This window comes from Bacillus sp. 5RYD7K, assembly GCF_059831465.1.
This window is the reverse complement of the sequence record NZ_CP191200.1, coordinates 2,317,400-2,339,127: the sequence shown is the minus strand read 5'-3', so window position 1 is coordinate 2,339,127 and position 21,728 is coordinate 2,317,400. Positions and strand designations below refer to the sequence as shown.

At 46.2% G+C, this 21,728-nt stretch carries 27 protein-coding genes and 1 riboswitch; of the genes, 7 read left to right on the top strand and 20 right to left on the bottom strand.

What is annotated here, in order from left to right:
- Nucleotides 1-2: 2 nt before the first annotated feature.
- From spoIIIAG to ACQE26_RS11840, 11 genes are all read right to left on the bottom strand, one after another.
- Nucleotides 3-695: a stage III sporulation protein AG gene (spoIIIAG, locus tag ACQE26_RS11890; protein ID WP_045926703.1), complete on the bottom strand. Its 693-nt coding sequence runs from the start codon at nt 693-695 to the stop codon at nt 3-5.
- Entirely contained in the window at nt 688-1,308 is a 621-nt protein-coding gene (gene spoIIIAF, locus ACQE26_RS11885) for a stage III sporulation protein AF (RefSeq protein WP_500469489.1), read from the bottom strand. Before spoIIIAF ends, spoIIIAG begins: the two co-directional genes overlap by 8 nt.
- A 16-nt stretch (nt 1,309-1,324) precedes the next feature.
- A complete protein-coding gene (gene spoIIIAE, locus ACQE26_RS11880; protein WP_064777768.1) occupies nt 1,325-2,536 on the bottom strand; it encodes a stage III sporulation protein AE in 1,212 nt (403 codons plus the stop codon).
- A gap of 26 nt (nt 2,537-2,562) precedes the next feature.
- Complete coding sequence (spoIIIAD, locus tag ACQE26_RS11875) at nt 2,563-2,952, bottom strand: stage III sporulation protein AD (protein ID WP_076982559.1); 390 nt, start codon at nt 2,950-2,952, stop codon at nt 2,563-2,565.
- 12 nt (nt 2,953-2,964) lie between these two features.
- The gene (gene spoIIIAC / locus ACQE26_RS11870) at nt 2,965-3,171 is read right to left on the bottom strand and encodes a stage III sporulation protein AC (protein WP_003153142.1); all 207 of its coding nucleotides are present in this window, start codon (nt 3,169-3,171) and stop codon (nt 2,965-2,967) included.
- A 22-nt stretch (nt 3,172-3,193) separates the two neighbouring features.
- Nucleotides 3,194-3,709, bottom strand: a complete 516-nt coding sequence (gene spoIIIAB, locus ACQE26_RS11865; RefSeq protein WP_016938992.1) for a stage III sporulation protein SpoIIIAB — start codon at nt 3,707-3,709, stop codon at nt 3,194-3,196.
- The gene (spoIIIAA, locus tag ACQE26_RS11860) at nt 3,703-4,626 is read right to left on the bottom strand and encodes a stage III sporulation protein AA (RefSeq protein WP_060964782.1); all 924 of its coding nucleotides are present in this window, start codon (nt 4,624-4,626) and stop codon (nt 3,703-3,705) included. Before spoIIIAA ends, spoIIIAB begins: the two co-directional genes overlap by 7 nt.
- Before the next feature lie 76 nt (nt 4,627-4,702).
- Nucleotides 4,703-4,984, bottom strand: coding sequence for a YqhV family protein (locus ACQE26_RS11855; RefSeq protein WP_016938990.1), 282 nt, complete (start codon nt 4,982-4,984; stop codon nt 4,703-4,705).
- Nucleotides 4,985-5,135: 151 nt separating this feature from the next.
- Nucleotides 5,136-5,693 carry an elongation factor P gene (gene efp, locus ACQE26_RS11850; RefSeq protein ID WP_003153123.1) on the bottom strand — a complete coding sequence of 186 codons (558 nt, stop codon included), beginning with the start codon at nt 5,691-5,693 and terminating at the stop codon, nt 5,136-5,138.
- A gap of 24 nt (nt 5,694-5,717) precedes the next feature.
- Nucleotides 5,718-6,779 carry a M24 family metallopeptidase gene (locus ACQE26_RS11845; protein WP_060964780.1) on the bottom strand — a complete coding sequence of 354 codons (1,062 nt, stop codon included), beginning with the start codon at nt 6,777-6,779 and terminating at the stop codon, nt 5,718-5,720.
- Nucleotides 6,780-6,910: 131 nt separating this feature from the next.
- Entirely contained in the window at nt 6,911-7,441 is a 531-nt protein-coding gene (locus ACQE26_RS11840; protein ID WP_060964779.1) for a YqhR family membrane protein, read from the bottom strand.
- Between the two features lie 221 nt (nt 7,442-7,662).
- Between ACQE26_RS11840 and ACQE26_RS11835 the strand changes: the two genes are divergently transcribed.
- Nucleotides 7,663-8,619 carry a DUF1385 domain-containing protein gene (locus tag ACQE26_RS11835; RefSeq protein ID WP_047475637.1) on the top strand — a complete coding sequence of 319 codons (957 nt, stop codon included), beginning with the start codon at nt 7,663-7,665 and terminating at the stop codon, nt 8,617-8,619.
- 36 nt (nt 8,620-8,655) lie between these two features.
- A complete protein-coding gene (locus tag ACQE26_RS11830) occupies nt 8,656-9,051 on the top strand; it encodes an SA1362 family protein (protein WP_438420216.1) in 396 nt (131 codons plus the stop codon).
- On the opposite strand, the gene ACQE26_RS11825 is transcribed toward ACQE26_RS11830, so the two are convergent.
- From ACQE26_RS11825 to ACQE26_RS11815, 3 genes are all read right to left on the bottom strand, one after another.
- A complete protein-coding gene (locus tag ACQE26_RS11825) occupies nt 9,048-9,923 on the bottom strand; it encodes a patatin-like phospholipase family protein (RefSeq protein WP_060964776.1) in 876 nt (291 codons plus the stop codon). The genes ACQE26_RS11830 and ACQE26_RS11825 overlap by 4 nt on opposite strands.
- A gap of 113 nt (nt 9,924-10,036) precedes the next feature.
- A complete protein-coding gene (mntR, locus tag ACQE26_RS11820; RefSeq protein ID WP_013352852.1) occupies nt 10,037-10,465 on the bottom strand; it encodes a transcriptional regulator MntR in 429 nt (142 codons plus the stop codon).
- Between the two features lie 99 nt (nt 10,466-10,564).
- Nucleotides 10,565-11,401 carry a lipoate--protein ligase family protein gene (locus tag ACQE26_RS11815; RefSeq protein ID WP_500469484.1) on the bottom strand — a complete coding sequence of 279 codons (837 nt, stop codon included), beginning with the start codon at nt 11,399-11,401 and terminating at the stop codon, nt 10,565-10,567.
- 192 nt (nt 11,402-11,593) lie between these two features.
- On the opposite strand from ACQE26_RS11815, the gene ACQE26_RS11810 reads away from it, so the two are divergent.
- The gene (locus ACQE26_RS11810; protein ID WP_013352854.1) at nt 11,594-11,977 is read left to right on the top strand and encodes a rhodanese-like domain-containing protein; all 384 of its coding nucleotides are present in this window, start codon (nt 11,594-11,596) and stop codon (nt 11,975-11,977) included.
- A 48-nt stretch (nt 11,978-12,025) separates the two neighbouring features.
- Here ACQE26_RS11810 and gcvPB read toward each other — a convergent pair whose 3' ends face one another.
- From gcvPB to gcvT, 3 genes are read right to left on the bottom strand one after another with little or no spacing between them, the layout of a single operon-like run.
- Nucleotides 12,026-13,501, bottom strand: a complete 1,476-nt coding sequence (gcvPB, locus tag ACQE26_RS11805; RefSeq protein WP_269774821.1) for an aminomethyl-transferring glycine dehydrogenase subunit GcvPB — start codon at nt 13,499-13,501, stop codon at nt 12,026-12,028.
- On the bottom strand, nt 13,494-14,840 hold the full coding sequence (gcvPA, locus tag ACQE26_RS11800; protein ID WP_500469482.1) for an aminomethyl-transferring glycine dehydrogenase subunit GcvPA: 1,347 nt from the start codon (nt 14,838-14,840) through the stop codon (nt 13,494-13,496). Before gcvPA ends, gcvPB begins: the two co-directional genes overlap by 8 nt.
- Before the next feature lie 14 nt (nt 14,841-14,854).
- Nucleotides 14,855-15,955, bottom strand: a complete 1,101-nt coding sequence (gene gcvT / locus ACQE26_RS11795; protein ID WP_500469481.1) for a glycine cleavage system aminomethyltransferase GcvT — start codon at nt 15,953-15,955, stop codon at nt 14,855-14,857.
- A gap of 178 nt (nt 15,956-16,133) precedes the next feature.
- Nucleotides 16,134-16,234, bottom strand: a riboswitch (glycine riboswitch).
- Between the two features lie 145 nt (nt 16,235-16,379).
- Between gcvT and ACQE26_RS11790 the strand changes: the two genes are divergently transcribed.
- The 4 genes from ACQE26_RS11790 to sinR all read left to right on the top strand — a co-directional run bounded on the left by ACQE26_RS11790 (nt 16,380) and on the right by sinR (nt 19,585).
- Nucleotides 16,380-18,050, top strand: a complete 1,671-nt coding sequence (locus tag ACQE26_RS11790; RefSeq protein ID WP_060964772.1) for a DEAD/DEAH box helicase — start codon at nt 16,380-16,382, stop codon at nt 18,048-18,050.
- 21 nt (nt 18,051-18,071) lie between these two features.
- Nucleotides 18,072-18,866: a YqhG family protein gene (locus tag ACQE26_RS11785; RefSeq protein WP_438420222.1), complete on the top strand. Its 795-nt coding sequence runs from the start codon at nt 18,072-18,074 to the stop codon at nt 18,864-18,866.
- Nucleotides 18,867-19,042: 176 nt separating this feature from the next.
- A complete protein-coding gene (sinI, locus tag ACQE26_RS11780; protein WP_016938977.1) occupies nt 19,043-19,216 on the top strand; it encodes an anti-repressor SinI in 174 nt (57 codons plus the stop codon).
- Nucleotides 19,217-19,249: 33 nt separating this feature from the next.
- Nucleotides 19,250-19,585, top strand: coding sequence for a transcriptional regulator SinR (gene sinR / locus ACQE26_RS11775; RefSeq protein WP_003226345.1), 336 nt, complete (start codon nt 19,250-19,252; stop codon nt 19,583-19,585).
- A 47-nt stretch (nt 19,586-19,632) separates the two neighbouring features.
- On the opposite strand, the gene tasA is transcribed toward sinR, so the two are convergent.
- From tasA to tapA, 3 genes are all read right to left on the bottom strand, one after another.
- Nucleotides 19,633-20,418 (bottom strand): biofilm matrix protein TasA, encoded by a 786-nt coding sequence (tasA, locus tag ACQE26_RS11770; protein WP_500469479.1) that lies wholly within the window; start codon nt 20,416-20,418, stop codon nt 19,633-19,635.
- 63 nt (nt 20,419-20,481) lie between these two features.
- Nucleotides 20,482-21,066 carry a signal peptidase I SipW gene (sipW, locus tag ACQE26_RS11765; RefSeq protein WP_049627012.1) on the bottom strand — a complete coding sequence of 195 codons (585 nt, stop codon included), beginning with the start codon at nt 21,064-21,066 and terminating at the stop codon, nt 20,482-20,484.
- Nucleotides 21,038-21,709, bottom strand: a complete 672-nt coding sequence (tapA, locus tag ACQE26_RS11760; RefSeq protein WP_500469477.1) for an amyloid fiber anchoring/assembly protein TapA — start codon at nt 21,707-21,709, stop codon at nt 21,038-21,040. Before tapA ends, sipW begins: the two co-directional genes overlap by 29 nt.
- Nucleotides 21,710-21,728: the final 19 nt, after the last annotated feature.

Below are 21,728 nucleotides of genomic sequence, written 5' to 3'. Positions count from 1 at the left end.
ATTTATGAATCCTCCTTGATTTTTTTAGGGGCAACCGCTACACGGTAGCTCGGAACATCAAGCACCCTTGTGACGGCATCAATGATGGTTTTTTTTATTTGAACGTTGTCCACTCCTTGAGCGACAACGAGTACACCGCGGATATCGGGTTTTTTCGTCTGGACGACGACCGGGGTTTCCTGATCCCCGTTTCGAATCATGACAATTTGTTCTTCAGAGGTTTGATCGGTTACGCTTCTTTTGCCGCCTTCTTTATCGGTTTCTTCAGTGGTGGTGTCTTTTTTCGTTTTATTTTTCTCAAACACTTTTAAAGATGTGGCGTCTACGTTTACGACTATTGATACATCCTCCACGCCGATAATCGTTTCAAGGATCTCTTTCAGCTGGTTTTCATAGTCTCTCTCGTAATCATCAATCGTGTTTTTGGCGCTGCTGTCTTTTGATGCTTTAAAAACGGGTGCGCTTTTTTGCCCGCTCTTGTCGTCCGTGCGGCCGGACATGACGGTCTGCGCCGTTTCGCCCTTCCCGGTTTTTTCCGGTGAAGAGAACATCTGGCTGACCAGCATAAAAGATACGCCGAGCACAAACACGAACAGAAAGTAATGATATTTTGTCAGTTTTGGTTTTTCTCCGTCTTTCGCCTGTCCGATCATCAGCTGTTTTTTGAGTATGGTCCATAGTCCGTTTTTATTCATGGCCGTTTTTCTCCCCGCCTTCCATATAAACCGTAATTTTCTCACTGCCGATTTCCCATATATCCGCAAGTTTTTCCTTGATGACTGCGGCCTCCTTTTTGCCGGCTGCGTCTTCGGGTTCGTATTTGCGGTCTGTGCGGATGTCGATCGGTGCGACGGTTTGCACGGTTTTTTCAGAAGATGGGGCCATATACACGCTGATCGTTTTTACATCTTCTTCTGAACGAACCTGTTCTTCCGCTGTAAGGCGGATGTCGTCTATTTTGTATTCGTCATGACTGAACATCTCCTCCGCTTTCTTTTTTAGTTGGACAGCCATTTCTTCTAAAACATATGCGCGGTTTGATGCTTGTATTTCTTTTTTTTCTGATTTGATTTGATTTTTTATGTCAGCGGATTGAGATTGCTCTTGTTTTGTCAAATAATCGAAGATGATCTCCGGGTCTGTTTTGAAAAGTTTGAATATCGGGTTGAGCATGACAATGATTAACAGCAGGCTGACAACCATCTTTGCGTATTTTTGCATACTGGAGCTGGGCAGCAGCATGTCGATGACGATGGCAAATAAGATAAACAAAATAATGCTTGTCAGCCATTCTGTTAAAAAGCTCATATCCAATGGGCCTCCTTTATTTCATCATCATGGTGAGATTGCCTGCTGTAATAATGACTGTGATGCTGAGGAAAAACATGAGAGAGACAATGGCGAGCGCCGCAAAAATATAGAGCACGCTTCTGCTGATGACGCCGAGACACGTAATCACGGGCCCGCCTCCGAGCGGCTGCAGAATGGCGGCCGCGAGCTTATAAATAAAAGCGAGAGAAAGCACTTTGATTGCCGGAAATGCGGAGATGCAGATCAAAATTCCGACACCGAGGATTCCCACAGTGTTTTTTAATAAGAGTGAGGCGCTGATGACCGTATCGGTCGCATCCGTAAACATCCGGCCGAGCACGGGAATAAAATTGCCCGTTATAAATTTTGCAGTCCTGAGGGTGATCCCGTCTGTCACGGCAGCCGAAGCCCCCTGAACGGAGATGACGCCGAGAAACACGGTGAGGAATACGGCAAGCGCGCCGATCGCGATATTTCTGAGGAGATTGGCAAGCTGTGTGACTTTATATTGATCTGTCATCGTGCTGACGATGCTTAAAATCGCTGACAGGAAAATAAGCGGCATGACGATGTTTTGAATGAGCAGGCCGCTCGTATTCATCAGAAATAAAATAACGGGGTGAAAAAAGGCAGCGGAAACGGCTCCACCGGAAGATGCCAAAAGCGCGAGCAAAAGCGGGATCAGCGCGAGAATGAAGCTTGTCATCGTCTGAATCGCTTCACTGGCATAATTGACGGCAACATGAAAGCTGTTTAAAGCGAGAATAATCAGTACCATATAAACAATCGCATAAGCCACTTTGCTGACGGTGCTCTGCTGGAACGCATTTTGCAGCAGCTGAAGAATGACGCAAAAAATGGTGAGAAGGATCAAAGTTCCCAGAAGTTTTCCGTTTGCGAGCACTTCATGAAACAGATAGGAAAATAAGGCCTTCAGCCACGCCTCAGGCGAGAACGTTTTTTCTCCGTTAATAAAATCGATGATGCTTCCCTTTTGGCTTTCCGGCAGAAGGCCGCCGTATTCTGTCATAATGTCGTCCCAAAATTTTCCGATGCCTTCTGTTTTCAGCGCTTCGGCCTGCTTTTTCGCCACTTCATCAGCCGTTTCTTGGTGAACTGCGGTTTCCTGCGCTGCACCGTCTGTTCCGGCAGCTTGTACACATTCAGTCTGAAAAATTAAGAGGAGGATGAACAAAAAAGCCCCCGCCCACCGAAAGCGCTTCATTTTTTGCGCCCCCTTTCTCTTTATGATTAAGAAGGAATAAGTCCGAGAATCGTTTCAATAATAACGGTCAGTATCGGCACGGCCATCACGAGGATCAAAATCTTCCCGGCCAGCTCTATTTTCGAAGCAATCGCTCCCTGGCCCGCATCTTTTGTCAGCTGCGCTCCGAATTCAGCGATGTAGGCGATGCCGATAATTTTTAAAATGGTTTCTACATAGACCATATTGACATTTGCATTGACGGCTATTTTTTCTATCATTCTGATAATGTCGTAAATCTGGTCGACGAGATAAAGAAAGATCACGCAGCCGCTGAAGACGACAATCATAAACGCGAAAGTCGGTTTCTGTTCTTTTACGATCAGGGAGAGAAACGTGGCGATCAGGCCTAAACCTACAATTTGAACAATCTCAATCTGTAAGCCCCCCTATCCTTGGAATAGAAACACAGCTTTGATCTTTTTGAACAGGTCATCGACAATCGTCGCCACCATAAATAAAATATAGATAAAGCCAAGCAGCGTCACCCATTGGGCGTATTCTTTTTTCCCCATTTGGTCCAGTATGGTATGCAGAAACGCAACCACGATACCGACTCCGGCGATTTGAAAAATGACATTTACGTCGACTCCCATTTTATGTTTGCTCCCCTCATGTTTACATCAATAGAAGAATGAGTAACAGTCCGGCTAAAAACCCTAAACTTTTCACCATTTTTTCATTTTTCGCCTGCGCCCGTCCGGCATCCGCTTCCGCCGCTTCCAAATGTGTAAGCGCAAGCTTGATATGTTTCTGCTGAGAAACGCGGTCATGGAGCCCGAGCGTCTCTCCGAATTGCTTCAGCACATCGTATTCGCTTTTTTTCATCGCCATGGAGGGCCAGTTATGTTTCAAGCTCTGTTCCCAGGCTGTTTTAGCGGAATCGCTTCCCTGCTCAAGCCTCCTGCTGAAAGCTTGGAACAATGACGATACAGGCTTGGAAAGCTGTGCGGCGATTTGTCCCGAAGCTATGTGCAGCGGCGTATGCCCGAACATAATTTCTGCTTCAAGCGATTGCAGCGCCGCGCGCAGCTGACGGATCTGTCTCGGCCTTTCAATATAGATTTTGGCGATCTCAAATCCCGTCCATGTCGTCGCCGTCAGAATGAACACGGCACCCAAAAGCTTCAGCATGTCATCACGCTTTCAGCATGCGGAACCGGTTCCCCGTCCTTTCCATACATCCTGCTGATCGTTCCCGGACCGCGGCGTCTTGACAGCTCAACATACCGGTCAAACACTTTTTCCTCCCAAAGCATTTTAAGCGACGGCCTTTTGACCAAGTCTTTCATATTCCATCCGTGCGCGGATACGATAACGGTTACGCCGGCATGGAGCGCCTCCATCAGCGCTTTTGAGTCTTCCATTCTCCCGATCTCATCCGCGATCATGACATCTGGACTCATAGAGCGGATCATCATCATCAGCCCTTCCGCCTTCGGACAGGCGTCAAGGACATCCACTCTGCGGCCGAAACTGTGCTGGGGAATGCCCCGCAGGCAGCCGGCAATTTCTGAGCGTTCATCTACGATAGCGGTCTTTTTCGCCGGAATGCGTTTCGATCCGGTGCTTGAAAGCCGGGCCAAATCACGAAGCAAAGTCGTTTTCCCCGTTTGCGGAGGGCCGATGATCAGCGTATTCAGCCAGTTTTCTTTCCATAAGAAAGGGATGAGCGGTTCTGCAATGCCAAGCTTCTCCCGGGCGATTCGAATATTAAAGGAAGTAATATCCCGGAGTCCTTTGACGGCTCCGTTTTCGACGATGACTCTTCCGGCGAGCCCCACACGGTGGCCTCCTCTGATTGTGATATATCCTTTTTTCAGCTCTTCTTCCAGCGTGTACATACTGTAATTGCTGAGCCGGCTGAGGATCAGCTGTGCGTCGCCGGCTGTACAGATATATGACAAAAACAAAGGTTGTCCTTTTCGGATCAGTTCAACCGGCCTGCCGACGCGGATTCTGATTTCCTCTGTATCCCGGCGCGTTTCTTCAGACATGGCGGAGATGGCATCTCTCAATAATTCAGGGAGAACCTCTGTAATTTCATTCAATAGAGTCTCCTCCTTTTTTACCGATTGGCTTCTTTAAAATGTATGATCAGGGACAGACTTTATGACACCCGGGCCTCTATTTATGGACACCTGCTAAAATCAGCACCACCCCCGCAAAAATCAAAATCAATTTTGCATATGAAAGCTGACCGGCAATCTGATAAATGCCGATCGTCATCGTGATGATAAAGATCAGCGGGCCGACGATTGCCAAAATACTATTCACCACAACCGCTTTTCTGATGTCATTTGTAACAAGCATGATAATGGCGGCCGATAATTCAATGAGAGAGGACAAAACTCGTAAACCGGCCATCGTTAAAACAGTAGAATTGATTGAACCAAACAAAAATTTCATTGCAATAATCCCCCAACTTCAAGCATTTTGTTACACTATATGCTCTAGCTGACGGAAGTAGTCTCACTATTTTCATATAGAAGAAAGATTCTGTTTCAGAACGCAAAAAAAGCCTGCCCCTTAAAAAGGAGCAGACTTCGTATGTCTTTGACTACGCTCTTGACACGTAAGAGCCGTCTGATGTATTTACAACAAGCGTATCGCCTTCGTTCACGAAGAACGGTACGTTTACGACAAGACCTGTTTCCGTTTTGGCAGGTTTTGTGCCGCCTGACGCCGTGTCGCCTTTAATTCCCGGTTCTGTTTCAACAACTTTCAGTTCAACTGTGTTCGGCAGTTCAATACCGAGCGTTTCAGATTGATACATCATGATATGCACAGACATATTTTCCAAAAGATATTTTAATTCTTCTTCGATTTGGTTTTCGTTCAATTCAAGCTGTTCATATGAGCTTGTATCCATGAACACGTGCTGATCTCCGTTGGCATAAAGATACTGCATCGTTTTTGTTTCGATTTGCGCTTTCGCCACTTTTTCACCTGCACGGAATGTTTTCTCCTGAATAGCGCCCGTGCGCAGATTGCGCAATTTAGAACGAACAAATGCCGCGCCTTTTCCCGGCTTTACGTGCTGGAAGTCAACGACGCGCCAAATGCCGCCGTCTACTTCAATCGTTAATCCTGTACGAAAATCGTTAACTGAAATCATGTTTGATGTCCTCCTATATTCCAATCACAAAATAATTAATTCTTTAGGGGAATGCGTAATTGTCCGGTTGCCGTCCTCTGTGATGATGATATCATCTTCGATTCTTGCGCCCCCAACTTCCGGTATGTATATGCCCGGCTCAACCGTTACAGCCATGCCCGGCTCAAGAACGGCCGATGACCTGAAAGACAGCCCCGGTGATTCATGGACCTCCATTCCGAATCCGTGTCCTGTTGAATGGCCGAAATACTGTCCGTAGCCTTTTGCGGTGATGTGATCCCTCGTCAGGGCATCCGCTTCTTTTCCCGTCATGCCGGGTTTAATATGCAAAACGCCAAGCGCCTGGGCATCGTATACGACCTGATAAATTTCTTTCAGTTTATCACTTGGCTCTCCGACCGCGATGGTGCGTGTGATATCAGAACAATAGCCTTTATAATACGCGCCGAAATCGAGCGTGACCAAGTCTCCCTTTTCAATCAATTTGCCGCTTGCCACTCCGTGCGGAAGGCTGGATCTCACTCCCGAGGCGACGATCATATCAAAGGAAGAACCGTCTGCTCCCTGACGTCTCATATAAAATTCAAGCTCATTTGCAACTGAAATCTCTGAGATGCCCGGTTTGATAAACGTCAGAATATGTTCAAACGCATCATCCGCAATCTTCGCAGCTTCCTCTAATATCTTAATCTCTTCACTTGACTTAATCAAGCGCAACTTTTCAACGGAATCCGCGACGGGAACCATCTCCGCTTCCTGCAGCACCGCTTGGCAGGATGCATATGTTCCGTACGTCATGCTGTTTTGCTCAAAGCCGAGTTTTTTAATGCCGTACTCAAGAATCGTATCCGCAGCCGTTTGGATTAAGCTTCCGCCGTGCTCGATAATATCAAAGCCCTTTACTTGCGCCTTCGCCTGCTCGGTGTAACGGAAATCCGTGATAAATGCTGCGCGTTCTTTCGATATGACCGCAAGGCCTGACGAACCCGTAAATCCCGTCATGTACTGCAGATTGGCGGAGCTTGTCACCAACATTCCGTCTATATCCAGCTGACCGAACAGATTTCGCAATTTCTCAAGTTTCATTCCCTTTCTCCTCCTCGCCGATTCTTGACTGCCGCCTGACACCGCGGGAGCATCCCCATCCGGTTTTCAGCATAAAAAATGTTCACTTCTCGTGAACATTTTACCATACCGGACAGGGATTATACACTTATTCACTTGTTGCCGAGCGCCCTGGCAAGCTTGTCTGATGTAAGTTCATTGTAGTTGAAAGAAATTGAGTAGCCGACAAACAAACCATACAGAATGTAAAGGCAAATCGTCGTCACGATTGTATCTGATTTCAATTCAGTGACAGATTTCACGTCTTCGAAAATCGGATTGAATAAGAAAAAAACCGCACACCATAAAATGACGCCGTATACCATCCCCGGCCACATCGTTTTAAAACGCTTCAGACAGACGAAATATATAAATGCCCCGGCAATCGAAATGAATCCGATGACAACGATGCTGACCATCGTGCCGAGCCATTGTTTTTTCCATTCTCCGATCATAAACGGCTGAAGAATCATGTTAGGACTGATCTCTGAAAAATGAAAGATATATCCGAGATAGCCGATCAAACTCCAAAATACACCGCCGGCAAATCCGATACCGCAAATTCTGCCGGTAAATGAAACAGGCTGCTGATCATCATCCTGCTTCTTTTTTTCTTCCTGTTCTGAATGTTTTTCGCTGGTCATCATGGCACCTCCAGTCATAGAATGCCCCAAAATTGAAAAGTCATAAAAAGTTCCGCCACATTTTCATTTAATGAGTAAATTCTAAGGAAACCGGGTATACTGCTTGTAGAAAAAGCATTGATTTTCCGGCTGTCAAACTAGAGGTTTACCGCTGTTTCCTGTACAATAGAGTGAAAGGAAATGGTTAGTAAATCCTAAGAAAACAGGCAGGTTGATAAACAATGTCCAAACACAAAACGCCGCCCGCATACGGCGGTCAGGCTGTCGTTGAAGGGGTTATGTTCGGCGGCAGAAAAAATTATGTTACCGCCATCCGCAGGAATGACGGAAGCATTGATTTTTTCAAGCTTCCGAGAGTGCCGAACCCCAAGCTTTCGGTTTTAAAAAAGATTCCTTTTTTGCGGGGAATCGTCGCAATTATCGAGGCAAGCGCCAACGGCACAAAGCATTTAAACTTCTCCAGTGAACGTTACGGGCTTGACCCCCAAGATGACGCCAAGCTGGAACAGGAAGATAAGAAGGGTTCGGGATTATCGATGTTTTTCAGCCTGGCGGTGATCGGCGTTCTATCGTTTTTGTTCAGCAAATTCGTTTTTACGCTCGTCCCGGTCTTTTTAGCTGAGCTTGTAAGACCCGTTTTTTCCTCAGACGCCGCGCAGATCGGCATCGAAAGCCTGTTTAAGCTAATCCTGCTTCTCGGCTACATTTATTTTTTATCAATGACGCCGTTAATTAAAAGAGTGTTTCAATATCATGGAGCCGAACATAAGGTCATAAACTGTTATGAACAGAATTTACCAATTACGATAGAAAATGTTCAGAAACAGTCGCGGCTTCATTACCGATGCGGTTCAAGCTTTATCTTATTTACGATCATTGTCGGCATGTTTGTCTATTTACTCGTTCCGACAGATCCGCTTTGGGTGCGGATTTTAGACAGGATTGCGCTTATACCGGCCGTCCTCGGCATCTCCTTTGAAGTGCTCCAGCTGACGAACAGGGTTCGGAATATCCCCGTTTTGAAGGTGCTCGGTTATCCCGGCCTGTGGCTGCAGCTTTTAACGACAAAGGAACCGGAAGATGACCAGGTCGAGGTTGCCATAGAAAGCTTTAACGAGCTTCTCAGACTGGAAGACATTTCAGAACAGAGCGAAAAGCCGTCTCACAACGCAATCTGAACCGTTACCTGTTATTATTTTCGGAGGTGGGCAGTTATGAATCATCGTGTACAACCTTTTTTTGCTGTATTAATAGCGCTTGGCGCATTCGGTTTCATTTATGCGGCGGTCACAAACCCCGGGCAGATGATCTCAAGAGCGATCACCGTCATTATCGCAGGCATCATTATTTATTTTATCGTGAGATCGGTCCTGAACCGCCGCACCGGACGTGACGGAACCGCTTTCAGAAAAGCGGCCAAACAATCGCGGCTCCGAATGAAGGAGCACAAAGCGAAGCACCGCGCCGGCCACAGGGGGCGGGTCAGCCATTTGCGGAGCGTGCCGAGCAGCAGCAGACCGAAGCCGATGATTCTGAAGAAAAAAAGCCAGACCCAGCTTACCGTCATAGAAGGTAAAAAGAATAAAAAGAAAAACAGAGCGCTTTTTTAATAGCTCCATTGCTTCAAAAATTGCTCTGTTTTGCTTTTTCCTAGCTCAATGAGAGCTAGTTTTTTTTGCGGTGTGAGGTGAAACTCCGTCGCCATCACATGTTCCACGGGAATAAAAATAATATTCTGTTCGTACTTTGTCGCGATATGTCTGGCATCATGAGCGTCTTTCATCGTTTCAAACAAAGCGCCGAACAGCTCAAAAGCGTTCCGGATTGATTTCTTCGGACGCTCTTTTTCATTAGGGGAAAGCGAAATTCCGATGACCGGCCGCTTGCGCTCTTTTGAAAACAGCCAAATCGGAAAATTGCTTAACACGCCGCCGTCAACAACTGTTGAAATGCCTTTTTCGGTCTTCAGTTTAATCGGTTCAAAAAAATAAGGGATGCTGCAGCTCATTCTGACAGCTCTGGCAACCGGGAACACCTCCGGATTTAATCCGTAGCGGGGAAGGTCGTCGGGAAGCACGATCATCGTTCCGTTCGTCAGATCTGAAGCGATCAGACGGAGCGATCCTTTTTTCATATCGCCGAACGCGATGATGCCCTTCGCTTTTAATTTATCCGCAATCCACTTTTCCAGCACATCGCCTCTGTACAATCCGAGGCGCCAATATATCGACACCCACTGCAGGATTTTCAGCGGGAGGAATGAGTATCTCTGATCAAGCAATTGCCTTCCGTCCACATCATCGATGATCGCATGAACCTCTCTGCTCGTGTAGCCCGCAGCGATCAATGCGGCAATAATCGCGCCGGCGCTTGTTCCGGCGAGCCTTTCAAAGCGAAAGCCCTTTTCTTCCAGCGCTTCATAAGCGCCGGCAAGCGCCACCCCTTTTATTCCCCCGCCCGAAAATACGCCGTCAATCTGCATAGCGCGCCCTCTCCCTTCCATCCAAGGTGTATTATTATTTTAAGAAACGGCTTGGGGAAATAGACCAAAGAATGAAGACATTAAAAAAAGGGCGCCCTATTTGGGCCGCCCTTTTATTCACCGGGATTTTCGGTTTTTTTCTGTACGGATTTCAATTCTTTTTTCCGGCTGTCGTCATCTTCAAAATACTGGACGAGATCGCCAATGCGGTCAATGCTGTTCCAGCTCAGATGATGTTCGATTCCTTCTACATCATTGTAAATCTTCTCTTCATCAACACCAATGATTCGTAAAAACTGCTCAAGCAATTCGTGTCTGTATACGAGCCGTTTGCCGATCTTTTTACCTTTTGACGTCAATACGAGCCCGCGATATTTTTCATAAATCAAATACTCGTCTTTATCTAGTTTTTGAACCATTTTCGTTACAGAGGAGGGATGGACTGCCAAAGCTTCCGCGATATCAGAAACCCGCGCATATCCTTTTTCTTCTATCAGCATATAAATCTGTTCAATATAATCTTCCATACTTGGTGTTGTCATCGTACCCCTCCCAAAAAGCACCTTAACTTAATAAACCATTACAAGTTTACACTAACGGTTATGAAAAAACAAGGATGCTTCCGGTCTGTCAAGCCTTAATCAGCGCTTATAATTCCATTCGTCAGACGCGTATTTCGTCTCAGCCAGCTCATTGACAAACGCAAGCTCTTCAGGAGTGAGCGTGTAAGGTTCAAGATGAATGTTGAGGCCTTCCTCAAAACCGGCTTTAAAAGCGGTTCTGGCCTCATCCATCGTAACCGGTTTTTGGGCTAAGGCGTTGATGGCTACCGCTTTGCTTTTGAAATTCCGCTGCATGCGCTCACGGACTCTGTCGCTCGGATATAAAAACAGATCAAACAGCTTGTCCTCATCAATGTCAAGCAGGATGGAGCCGTGCTGAAGAATAACGCCTTTTTGGCGTGTCTGGGCGCTTCCCGCAACTTTCCGTCCTTCGACGACCAGCTCATACCACGAAGGCGCATCAAAGCAAACGGACGAGCGCGGATTTTTCAGGCTTTCTTTTTCTTTCTCCGTGCGCGGAATCGCAAAGTAGGCATCAAGCCCAAGATTTCTGAATCCCTGCAGGATGCCTTCTGAAATGACCCGGTACGCCTCTGTCACCGTGGCCGGCATTTCCGGGTGATCCTCTGAAACGATGACGCTGTATGTCAATTCTTTATCATGCAGAACACCCCGTCCGCCTGTCGGTCTTCTGACAAACCCGAGACCGTGTTTATGTACTGCGTCAAAGTTAATTTCCTTCTTAATATTTTGAAAATATCCGACAGACAATGTTGCCGGATTCCACCCGTAAAAACGGATCACCGGGGGAATTTTCTTTTGGCTGTGCCAATATAAAAGCGCTTCATCCAGCGCCATGTTAAATGCCGGGCTTTCGTTCCCTGAGTCAATAAACCGCCATGTTTCTTTTTCCATAAACTGAACCCTTCTTTATCGTTTTAATAAAATCAGTTTATCAAACTGCCGTGAAAATGAAAAATATTTCGTTTCATTAAGGATGACAATCGCTCCATGCTTTACTATAATAGTATTTGTCCCAAAACGTCCGGTAAGCCTTGTTTTCAGAAGCAGGGTTTTGATTTTATAAGCTAAAGGAGTAGAATCGCATTGTCTAATATGATTGCTTTAATTATTGTTGCGGCGTTTATCGTTTATATGATCGTGTCGTATTTTTACCAACAGCGTTTAATGAAAACACTTACGGAAGAGGAATTCCGCGCTGGCTACAGAAAAGCGCAGCTGATTGACGTCCGTGAACCGAATGAATTTGAAGGCGGCCATATTCTCGGCGCGCGCAACATTCCGCTGTCACAGCTGAAACAGCGCAAAAGCGAAATCCGTCCTGATAAACCCGTTTATCTGTACTGCCAAAACAATGTCCGCAGCGGACGCGCAGCACAGACGCTCCGCAAACACGGCTGCAAGGATATTTACAACCTGAAAGGCGGCTTTAAAAAATGGGGCGGAAAAATTAAAGCAAAGAACCAATAATGAAAAAGAGCTTTCCGTTTATACGGAAGCTCTTTTTTTTACACCCCGTCAGCGGCTGCCGTCAGATGTATGTTCGTATTTTAAAACCGGCTTTCTTGCGGCCTTGGTTTCATCCATTCTTTTAACAACCGTAGTATGCGGCGCCTCCTGAACGATTTCAGGCGATTCCTCCGCCTCCCGCGCAATTTGAATCATCGCATCTATAAACGCATCAAGCGTTTCCTTGGATTCCGTTTCCGTCGGTTCGATCATGATGCTTTCCTCAACATTCAGCGGGAAATACACAGTCGGCGGGTGATAACCGAAATCTAAAAGCCGTTTGGCAATATCAAGCGTTCTTACGCCGAGCTTTTTCTGCCTTCTTCCCGATAACACAAATTCATGCTTGCAATGACGGTCATACGGGAGATCATAATAAGGCGCGAGTCTTCTCATCATATAATTTGCATTTAAAACCGCGTTTTCGGTCACAGCTTTTAAGCCGTCAGGCCCCATGGAACGGATATACGTGTAGGCTCTGACATTAATGCCGAAGTTGCCGTAATAAGGCTTTACGCGTCCGATCGATTGCGGGCGGTCATCGTCAAAAGTCAAACGGCCCTCTTTTTTCGTGAGAACGGGTTTCGGCAGATATGGAATGAATTCTTTTTTTACTCCGACCGGCCCCGAACCCGGTCCTCCCCCGCCGTGCGGCCCGGTAAATGTTTTATGCAGATTAAGGTGAACAACATCAAATCCCATATCTCCCGGTCTTGCTTTACTTAAAACGGCATTTAAATTCGCTCCGTCATAGTAAAGTTTTCCGCCGGCCTGATGGACGATTTCAGCCATTTCCGTAATGTTTTCCTCAAATAATCCGAGGGTGTTCGGATTCGTCAGCATCAGTGCCGCTGTTTCTTCATTTACCGCTCTTTTCAGATCCTCAATGTCAACCAGTCCGTGTTCATTCGACTTGACGGTAATTGTTTCAAAACCGGCGACCGTAGCGGATGCCGGATTCGTGCCGTGGGCTGAATCAGGGACAATGACCTTCGTCCGTCCGAAGTCCCCGCGCGCTTCATGATAGGCGCGGATCATCATCAGGCCGGTCCATTCGCCGTGAGCCCCCGCGGCAGGCTGCAGCGTCACCTCGTCCATGCCCGTAATTTCCTCCAAATGTCCGCTTAAATCGTATAAAAGCTCAAGCGCTCCCTGGACCGTGTCCTCGTCCTGAAGCGGATGAATGGCGGAAAAGCCTGGGAACCGGGCAATTTTTTCATTTAATTTCGGATTGTATTTCATCGTACAGGAGCCGAGCGGATAAAAACCTGAATCAACTCCGTGGTTTCTTCTGGAAAGAGCGGTATAATGCCGCATAATATCAAGCTCTGATACTTCCGGCAGCTTTGCGTCTTCATCGCGGATGTAGTCACCGGGAAGAAGGCTTTCAAGCTCTGTTTCCGGCACATCAAGCTCCGGAAGGCTGTAACCGATACGCCCTTCGCGGGACATTTCAAAAATAAGCGCCTGATCTTGATTATTCATGTTGATCCCCCAATCCCGCAATAAGCGAATCGATCTCTTCTTTTGTTCTCAGCTCTGTGACGGCAATGAGCATATGCTGATTCAATTCCGGATACGCAAGGCCTAAGTCATATCCGCCGATGATGCCGTCTTGCAGGAGCCGCCGGTTTGCTTCTTTGACGGGGAGGTTCAGCCTGACGGCAAATTCATTAAACATCGGGCCGTCGAATGCTACGTGCAAGCCGGCTTTTTCCGCTTGGCGTCTCGCGTAATCGGCTTTCAGTATATTTTGGCGGGCCATGTCTTTGACGCCGTTTTTTCCGAGCGCCGTCATCGCGACTGAAGCTGCTAACGCATTCAGCGCCTGGTTTGAGCAGATGTTAGAGGTGGCTTTGTCTCTTCTGATATGCTGCTCGCGTGCCTGAAGGGTGAGAACAAAACCTCTCCGCCCGTTTTCATCCTCCGTTTGGCCGACAAGCCGGCCCGGCACCTTTCTCATCAGTTTTTTCGTTACTGCAAAATAGCCGCAGTGCGGGCCGCCGAACGCCGCAGGTATGCCGAAAGGCTGCGCGTCCCCGATGACGATATCAGCTCCGTATGCTCCGGGCGGAGTCAAAATACCGAGGGCGAGCGGGTTAGAAGAAACAATCAGCTGGCTGTTCCCTTTATGTGCGAGCGGCTCAATGTCCTTTAACGGCTCAATTTGTCCGAAGAAGTTCGGATACTGGACGATCACTGCGGCCGTTTCATCACAGACGGCATGTTCTAATGCGTCAAGGTCTGTGACGCCGTTTTTTGCAGGCACCTCTACAACTTCAATATATTGGCCTTTTGCGTATGTTTTCAGGACATCCCGTGATTCCGGATGCACGGCGGCGGAAATGACGATTTTTTTCTTTTTCGTATGTCCTGACGCAAGCATCGCCGCTTCTGCCAGCGCCGTTCCCCCGTCGTACATGGAGGAGTTTGCAATATCCATACCTGTTAATTCGCAAATCATCGTTTGAAATTCAAAAATCGCCTGCAGCTCTCCTTGTGAAATTTCAGGCTGGTAAGGCGTATATGCCGTGTAGAACTCTGACCGGGAAATCACATGATCGACGATAACCGGCTGATAGTGATCGTACACTCCTGCCCCCAGAAAAGATGCATATGTAACAGCGTCCTTATTTTTCGCCGCAAGCTTTGTCAGCTCTCTCGTCAGCTCTGTTTCTGATTTTGCTTTTTTAATTTGGTAGTCTTTTTGAAACCTCACATCTTCCGGAATATCGGCAAACAGTTCATCAATTGAATCTGCGCCGATGGCTTTCAGCATTTCTTTTTTATCCTGTTCTGTCGCGGGCAAATATCGATGCTTCATATGACTCTCCTTTTTCAGCTCTGTTTTGGGCGTTTATAAAACGGCGTGCGGACAATCTTTGCTTTTACCGTTTTTTTGCGGATTTCCACTTCGACTTCCGTTCCGATTTCACTGAATTCCGTTTTGATTAAGGCAAGGCCGATATTTTTCTTTAAAGTCGGAGATTGTGTGCCTGTCGTGACTTCCCCGATCAGAGCACCGTCTTTTTTCACGGCATAACCGTGTCTCGGAATCCCCTTTTCAATCATCTCAAGCCCGACCAGCTTACGCGGAGCTCCTTTTTCTTTCTGTTCACTCAATACAGACTTCCCGAAAAAGTCGGAATCTTTCTTATGTTTTACGGCAAATCCGATTCCGGCTTCAATCGGCGTAATGTCTTTCGTCAATTCCTGACCGTATAAAGCGAGCTTCGCTTCAAATCTCAGCGTATCACGCGCACCGAGACCGCACGGAACGATTCCTTCATTCTCTCCCGCTGTAAGAATCTCCTTAAACAGATGCACCGCGTCTTCATTGCGGCAATATAACTCAAACCCGTCTTCACCGGTATAGCCTGTTCTTGAAAGCAGAACTTGGCGGCCGGCAACGTCAGCTCCATCAATAAACGTAAACGGTTTTAAGGAAGACACATCACATTCAGTCAGCTTCGCAAGAACCGCCTGAGCATTCGGCCCCTGAACGGCTAGCAGTGAAATCCCGTCAGACTGATTCGTCAGCGTGACATCCCCTTTCGCGTGTTCTGTCAGCCAAGCGATGTCTTTTTCAATATTGGACGCGTTAATCACAAGCAGATAGCAGCTCTCGCTTTTCTGATAGATCAGCAAATCATCGACCGTACCGCCGTCAGGATAACACATGGCGGTATAGAGGGCGCTTCCCGGATTTAAATCGGCAACGTCATTTGTCATCATTTTTTGCAGAAAAGACAGGGCGTCTTTACCGGAGACTTCGACTTCTCCCATATGAGATACATCAAACAGACCCGCCTTTGTGCGGACGGCTTCATGCTCCTCTTTAATAGAAGAAAATTGAACCGGCAGCTCCCATCCTCCAAAATCAATCGTTTTTCCGCCGTATTCTTTATACACGTCATAAAGCGGTGTTCGTTTCAGCATCATCTTCCCCCTTCAGTCATTGGCGCATTGTAAAGACATATAAAAAAGGACAGAGAAACACCTCATAAAAATGAAGGTTTCTCTGTCCCGGCACCTGAAAGTTTACTTTATGAAAACATCATAAAGACGTCCCCTTTGGTGGTCTGCTGCTTCAAATCGCAGACACTCTCCAGAGTTGCGTCGAGCAAGAGTTCTTTTGCCTGAGAGATTCACTCCGCAGTTTGCTCCTTCGGCGCCCGGATGCACATTTTTCGTCCGAGTCTCTCCCCTTGCTGTCATTCGCTCATATTTACCAATTGTTATGGACATACTAAAGCAATATCTTTTAGTGAAATGATTACTTATATCCTACCACCCTCACATACGTCCGGCAACAAAAATGATGATAAATCAGTTTTTTAAAAGAAAGGCGGTTTTGTTACATATGACAGCAGAGATCATATTTGATGCAAACTGGCCGGGAGAGTTTTCTGAGCGGCTGAAAACCGACGGTCCCTGGTCAAATTGGGAGATGTACAAACTGTCGGCTGAAGTCCAGCAGACCCTTGCCATTCCTGAATTCGAAGGGTTAAGGGCTCCTTTATACCTGCCCGATTTCACTCCGCTTCCCCATCAGCTTGAAGTCGCGCAGAAAGTCGTTGAAAAAATGAACGGCAAAGCGATTTTGGCTGATGAAGTGGGGCTCGGAAAAACAGTCGAAGCGGGACTGATTTTAAAAGAATACATGATTCGCGGGCTGGCCAAAAAAATCCTGATTCTTGTGCCGGCATCACTCGTTTCCCAGTGGGTGAAAGAGCTTCAGGAGAAGTTTTTAATACCCGCTGTTGAACAGAAGAAAAGCTATGTATGGGAACAGTGCGACATCGTCGTTTCTTCTATTGATACGGCAAAACGCTCGCCACACAAGGACATTGTGCTTTCGATTCCGTATGATCTCGTCATTATTGACGAAGCGCATAAGCTCAAAAACAGCAAAACGAAAAATTATGAATTTGCGAGAAGTCTTGTGAAGAAATATTGCCTGCTTCTGACGGCGACCCCGATTCAAAACCGGATCGAAGAAATTTTCAATTTAGTGTCACTGTTAAAACCCGGCCACTTAGGAAATGAAAGCGGATTTCAAGAAACGTTCAATCAAAAGGACGGGATTGACGCTCATGAGCATTTGAAAGAGCTCGTCAATAAAGTGATGATCCGCAACACACGGAGCGACACGGGGCTTACATGGACGAAACGCCACGTGGAAACAGTGCCGATCACCTTTTCACCGACGGAACAGGCGCTCTACGATGACATTAACGCACTGAAAAACGGCACGGAAAAGCCCGCAAGCGCATTTTCCATTATGACGCTGCAACGGGAGTGCTGTTCAAGCAGGGAAGCCGTGTATATGACGCTTAAAAAAATGCTTGATCAAAAAGACAAACAAGCGCCCGCTTTCGATGAACAGACGATTGCCAATTTAATGGACCGCATCAATCAAGTCACGCAAAACTCAAAAGCGATTCAAGTTGTTGACTTGATTAAAAAGATTAATGACAAGGTCATTATTTTTACTGAGTATCGGGCGACACAGATTTATCTGCAATGGTTCCTCCAGCAGAACGGCATAAGCTCCGTTCCGTTCAGAGGCGGATTTAAGCGCGGGAAAAAAGACTGGATGAAGGATCTCTTCCGCGGCAAAGTGCAGGTCCTGATCGCTACAGAAGCCGGAGGGGAAGGAATCAACCTGCAATTTTGCAACCATATTATCAACTATGACCTTCCGTGGAACCCGATGCGGCTTGAACAAAGAATCGGTAGGATTCACAGACTCGGTCAGGAAAGAGATGTCCACATCTACAATATGGCGACAAAACATACGGTGGAAGAGCATATCTTAAAACTCTTGTATGACAAAATTCATTTATTTGAAAATGTCGTCGGAGAACTAGATGACATTTTAACAAAAATCAAAGTGAGCAATTTTGAAGATCATTTACATGATATTTTATGCCACTCGCTGACAGAGGAAGAAATGCGGATCAAAATGGACAACCTTACCTCTTTCTTATCGTACGGTACGGAAAAACCCGCCAGAAAAAAAGGCTCTTAATCTAAAAGGAGGAAGCGCGACATGAGACAGCAGGAGGTTCACCAATTTTTACTGCGCTTTTTTGAAGCGAACCACTGCCCGATTACTGAACACGGGCCGGGTTTTATGACGGTTCAGTTGACGGTCGAGATGGACAAACAAATTATGAACCGCCCGTTTTATTGGCATTGGCGTGAAAAAACGGGCGGCGAACCAAACCCGATGAAGATCACGTTCATCACTGATAAAGAAACGGCTCCGGAGGATATGGACGGCGAGTTTATTTACTTTGGAGCCCCGCGCCTCTTTCAAATCTTTCAAGCAGTTAAACAAAATGGGAGATTTACAAGAATATATGAGAAAATTGTATCAGCCGGAGCCAGAGTGCCGCTTCAGCCCTGGCTTGGATTAAATGTAGTGATTTCATACCAATCCGACATGAAAAAAGACAGACTTTTGTCTTTAGGCCTGCATCTTGTTTCTGGAACAATCGTTGAAGGATTTCAGCAGAAGCTTGCACCGCTGCCGATGACATCACAAATATCAGACTATTGCTTTACCATATCGCCGATGATTAAGCCGGAAAGCGGGATTAAAAGGATGGAGCATTACTTAAAAAACGCCGCCGCCAAAGAACCGTCAGACTGGGCCGACAGCGCGGTCGCCAGATGGAAGAAGGATCTCAGGCTGCTCGATCAGTTTTACGAGCAGACAGAGGAAAAACCTGAGGAATACCACTTGGAAAAACAAGCGCTGAAAGCCTTATATCAGCCGAAAATCCACATTCAGATCGAAAATGGTGGTTTATTTTTCCTGCAAAGTAATTTTTCTGGATAAGCGTTATCCATTCGACACCTTTCCCGTTTTTTCTAGAAATTCTATATTATAATAAAAGTATACAGAAAAAATTTCTGGCGTTTCGCATGCGATGAATCACTTCCAGACATGTAAAGATAAGGTCATGGGCGGATTGGCTGAAATACATAAACAAGTATTTTAGGAGGAGAAAATGCATGAAAAATGCAAAAATGGAATTTTCGCAATTAGATAAGGAATGGGTTGAGCTGATATTAGAAGCTCAAAAAGCAAATATCAGCCTGGAAGAAATACGCAAATACCTGCATTCGCATAAAAAGTCTTCTCAACATATCCAGGCCGCCAGAAGTCATACCGTAAATCCTTTCTGAATGTGCTATAATATCACAAGGAAGGTGATGACATTGATTGGCCAGCGTATTAAACAATACCGAAAAGAAAAAGGCTACTCACTATCAGAACTAGCTGAAAAAGCTGGGGTAGCGAAGTCTTATTTAAGCTCAATAGAACGAAATTTACAGACGAACCCCTCCATTCAATTTCTAGAAAAAGTCTCCGCTGTTCTGGACGTCTCGGTTCATACTTTACTTGATGAAAAACATGAAACCGAATACGATGGTCAATTAGATAGTGAATGGGAGAAATTAGTTCGTGATGCGATGACATCCGGGGTATCAAAAAAACAATTTCGTGAATTTTTAGATTATCAAAAATGGAGAAAATCGCAAAAAGAGGAGTAGTGCCGCCATATGTGCACAACTCCTCTTTTATCTGCCCGACGTTCGGATTAGTTTTTATCCTCACTGTGAGCCTTTTCGTTTTCCTTCACGTAACCGTCTTTATCCGTATGATCTTTTGTAATGGTCAAGCCGTTCCATTGCGTCGCTTCAAAAGAGAATTGAAGAGAAATCGCATTGCCTTGGAATTTGTTTTGGACACTCAGTCCGTCCGCACCTTTTGCAGTATCATTTTTAAATTGGATTTCCATCCGCACCTGATCATAATCAACAGGCGTTTTCGGAACTCCGTCATACTCAGGCGCCGTCTTGCCGTTAATGGTTGCCACATTGACTTTTCCGCTTGCACTCAAGAATTTCGGATCAATGTGTTTGCTGATCGCTTCGGCAGCTGCTTTATCCTGTTTTGTTGACATTAAGTATAAGTCTTTCAGGCTGGCTGCCTTCAAAATGATATTTTTAGGATAGCCGTTGCCGCCTTCTTTGCCGACTGTCAGAACCGTAATTTCAAACTGGCTGAGGAAATCTTCCGCAGATTCGTTTCCTTTTTTCGCTCCTTTGAAGTCAGTAAAATTCAAAGCCATCAGCACTTCTTTAATGGCAAGTGAGCCATTATTCCTGAATTCAAAATCTTTCGTCAATTTATCACCTGGTTTTAAGTTTGACAAATTGACATTGGCTGATTGTTCTTTAGCCAATAAATCAAGCGTTCCTGACGCAAATGTGGCGTCCGTCGACTTCACATCATTAAATGCGGCCCATGTGCCTCCTCCCACTAATGCTAAACCGAGTGCGGCTGAGGCAACGCCCAAGCTTAATTTCTTTTTCATACCCATGTTTGTATTCCCCCTACTTTTTCTTTTTTGTTATCAAATCCTGTCGCCAGGTTGCAACCGTATTCATGTGGACATCGTCCCGTTTTTCGCATGTTCTTCCAGCGCTTTCGTCTTCCGCTCAATATCGCGGAGAGCGCTGACAATAACTGTTATTGAGTAAATCAACAGCATGACGCCGGGAACGATTAGCAGAATCGCCGTTCCGATCGGCTGGCTTGCCAAATGTATGACATATCCCGCATACGGAAGCTGATATCCCGTATACTGAGCCACCACGTTTTCAGCTTGAACAGGAGCGGCATCCGGAGCGGCATTATGGTCTCCTTTTGTCTCAAACATCAGGTGCCCGCCCTTTTTTGTGATCCCGATAATTCTGTGTGTTACGGCTGATCCGTCATTTTGTGTAAAAGTGATGACATCGCCTTTTTTTAAATCATTCACGTCAGAAATTTTCTTTACCGCTATGAGCGAACCCGTCTTAAATTCCGGGTCCATTGAACCCGACAGCACGGATTTAAGCGTATAGCCGAAGATTGCCGGCTCACCGCCGGAAGCCCGGGTCGAGATCACCGTTAAGGTCAGCACAATAATCAAACTGAAAATGACGGCATACAAAATATTACTGATCAGTTTCAGCGTTCTTTTCATGTTCTTCCCCGCTTTCTTTTATCGGCTCAGCCGGTTGTTTTTCTGTTTTCATCTGATCGGAAGCCGTCGCCTTTTCCTGGCATTTGACAAGCTTCATCGGTTTTGACCACTCATACTTTTCATCATCCGCAGGATATCCTTCAGGCTTGTAAACCTTGAATGCGTATATGCCTGGCTGCAAGGCCCGCTTTGACTCAATTTTATAAATCGTTTTGCTTTTTTTATCAGTAATAAGCCCTTTATCCATAACATTTCCGTTTTGCAGAGGCTGTTGCTGAGAGACGATTTTATGAAGTTCCCATTTCCAGTCAGAAACAGTCCGCTCTTTTCCCCTATTCTCCAGCTCGGCATAGAGTTGAAGCGGCGCACACACGGCGCCCGACGTATCAGTTTGATTTGTTATATGTAAATCACTTTGATCCCAGCGTTCGTCATAACGGCAATTGTCATCGGTATATCGAAAATCTCCGCACGTTTGAACCGGAAGACTGAAGCTTTTCACATCATTAAAGGAGGAACTCGTGTCACCCGTAAACTGAGCACATATCGTCACGGACAGACAGAAAATGAATGAAAGCCGCAAAAACAGCATGATCCTCCATCTCCCCTTACCCCTTTTCTCCATTCGCAACAATCGGAACATGCCTTACCCCCTGTAAAAC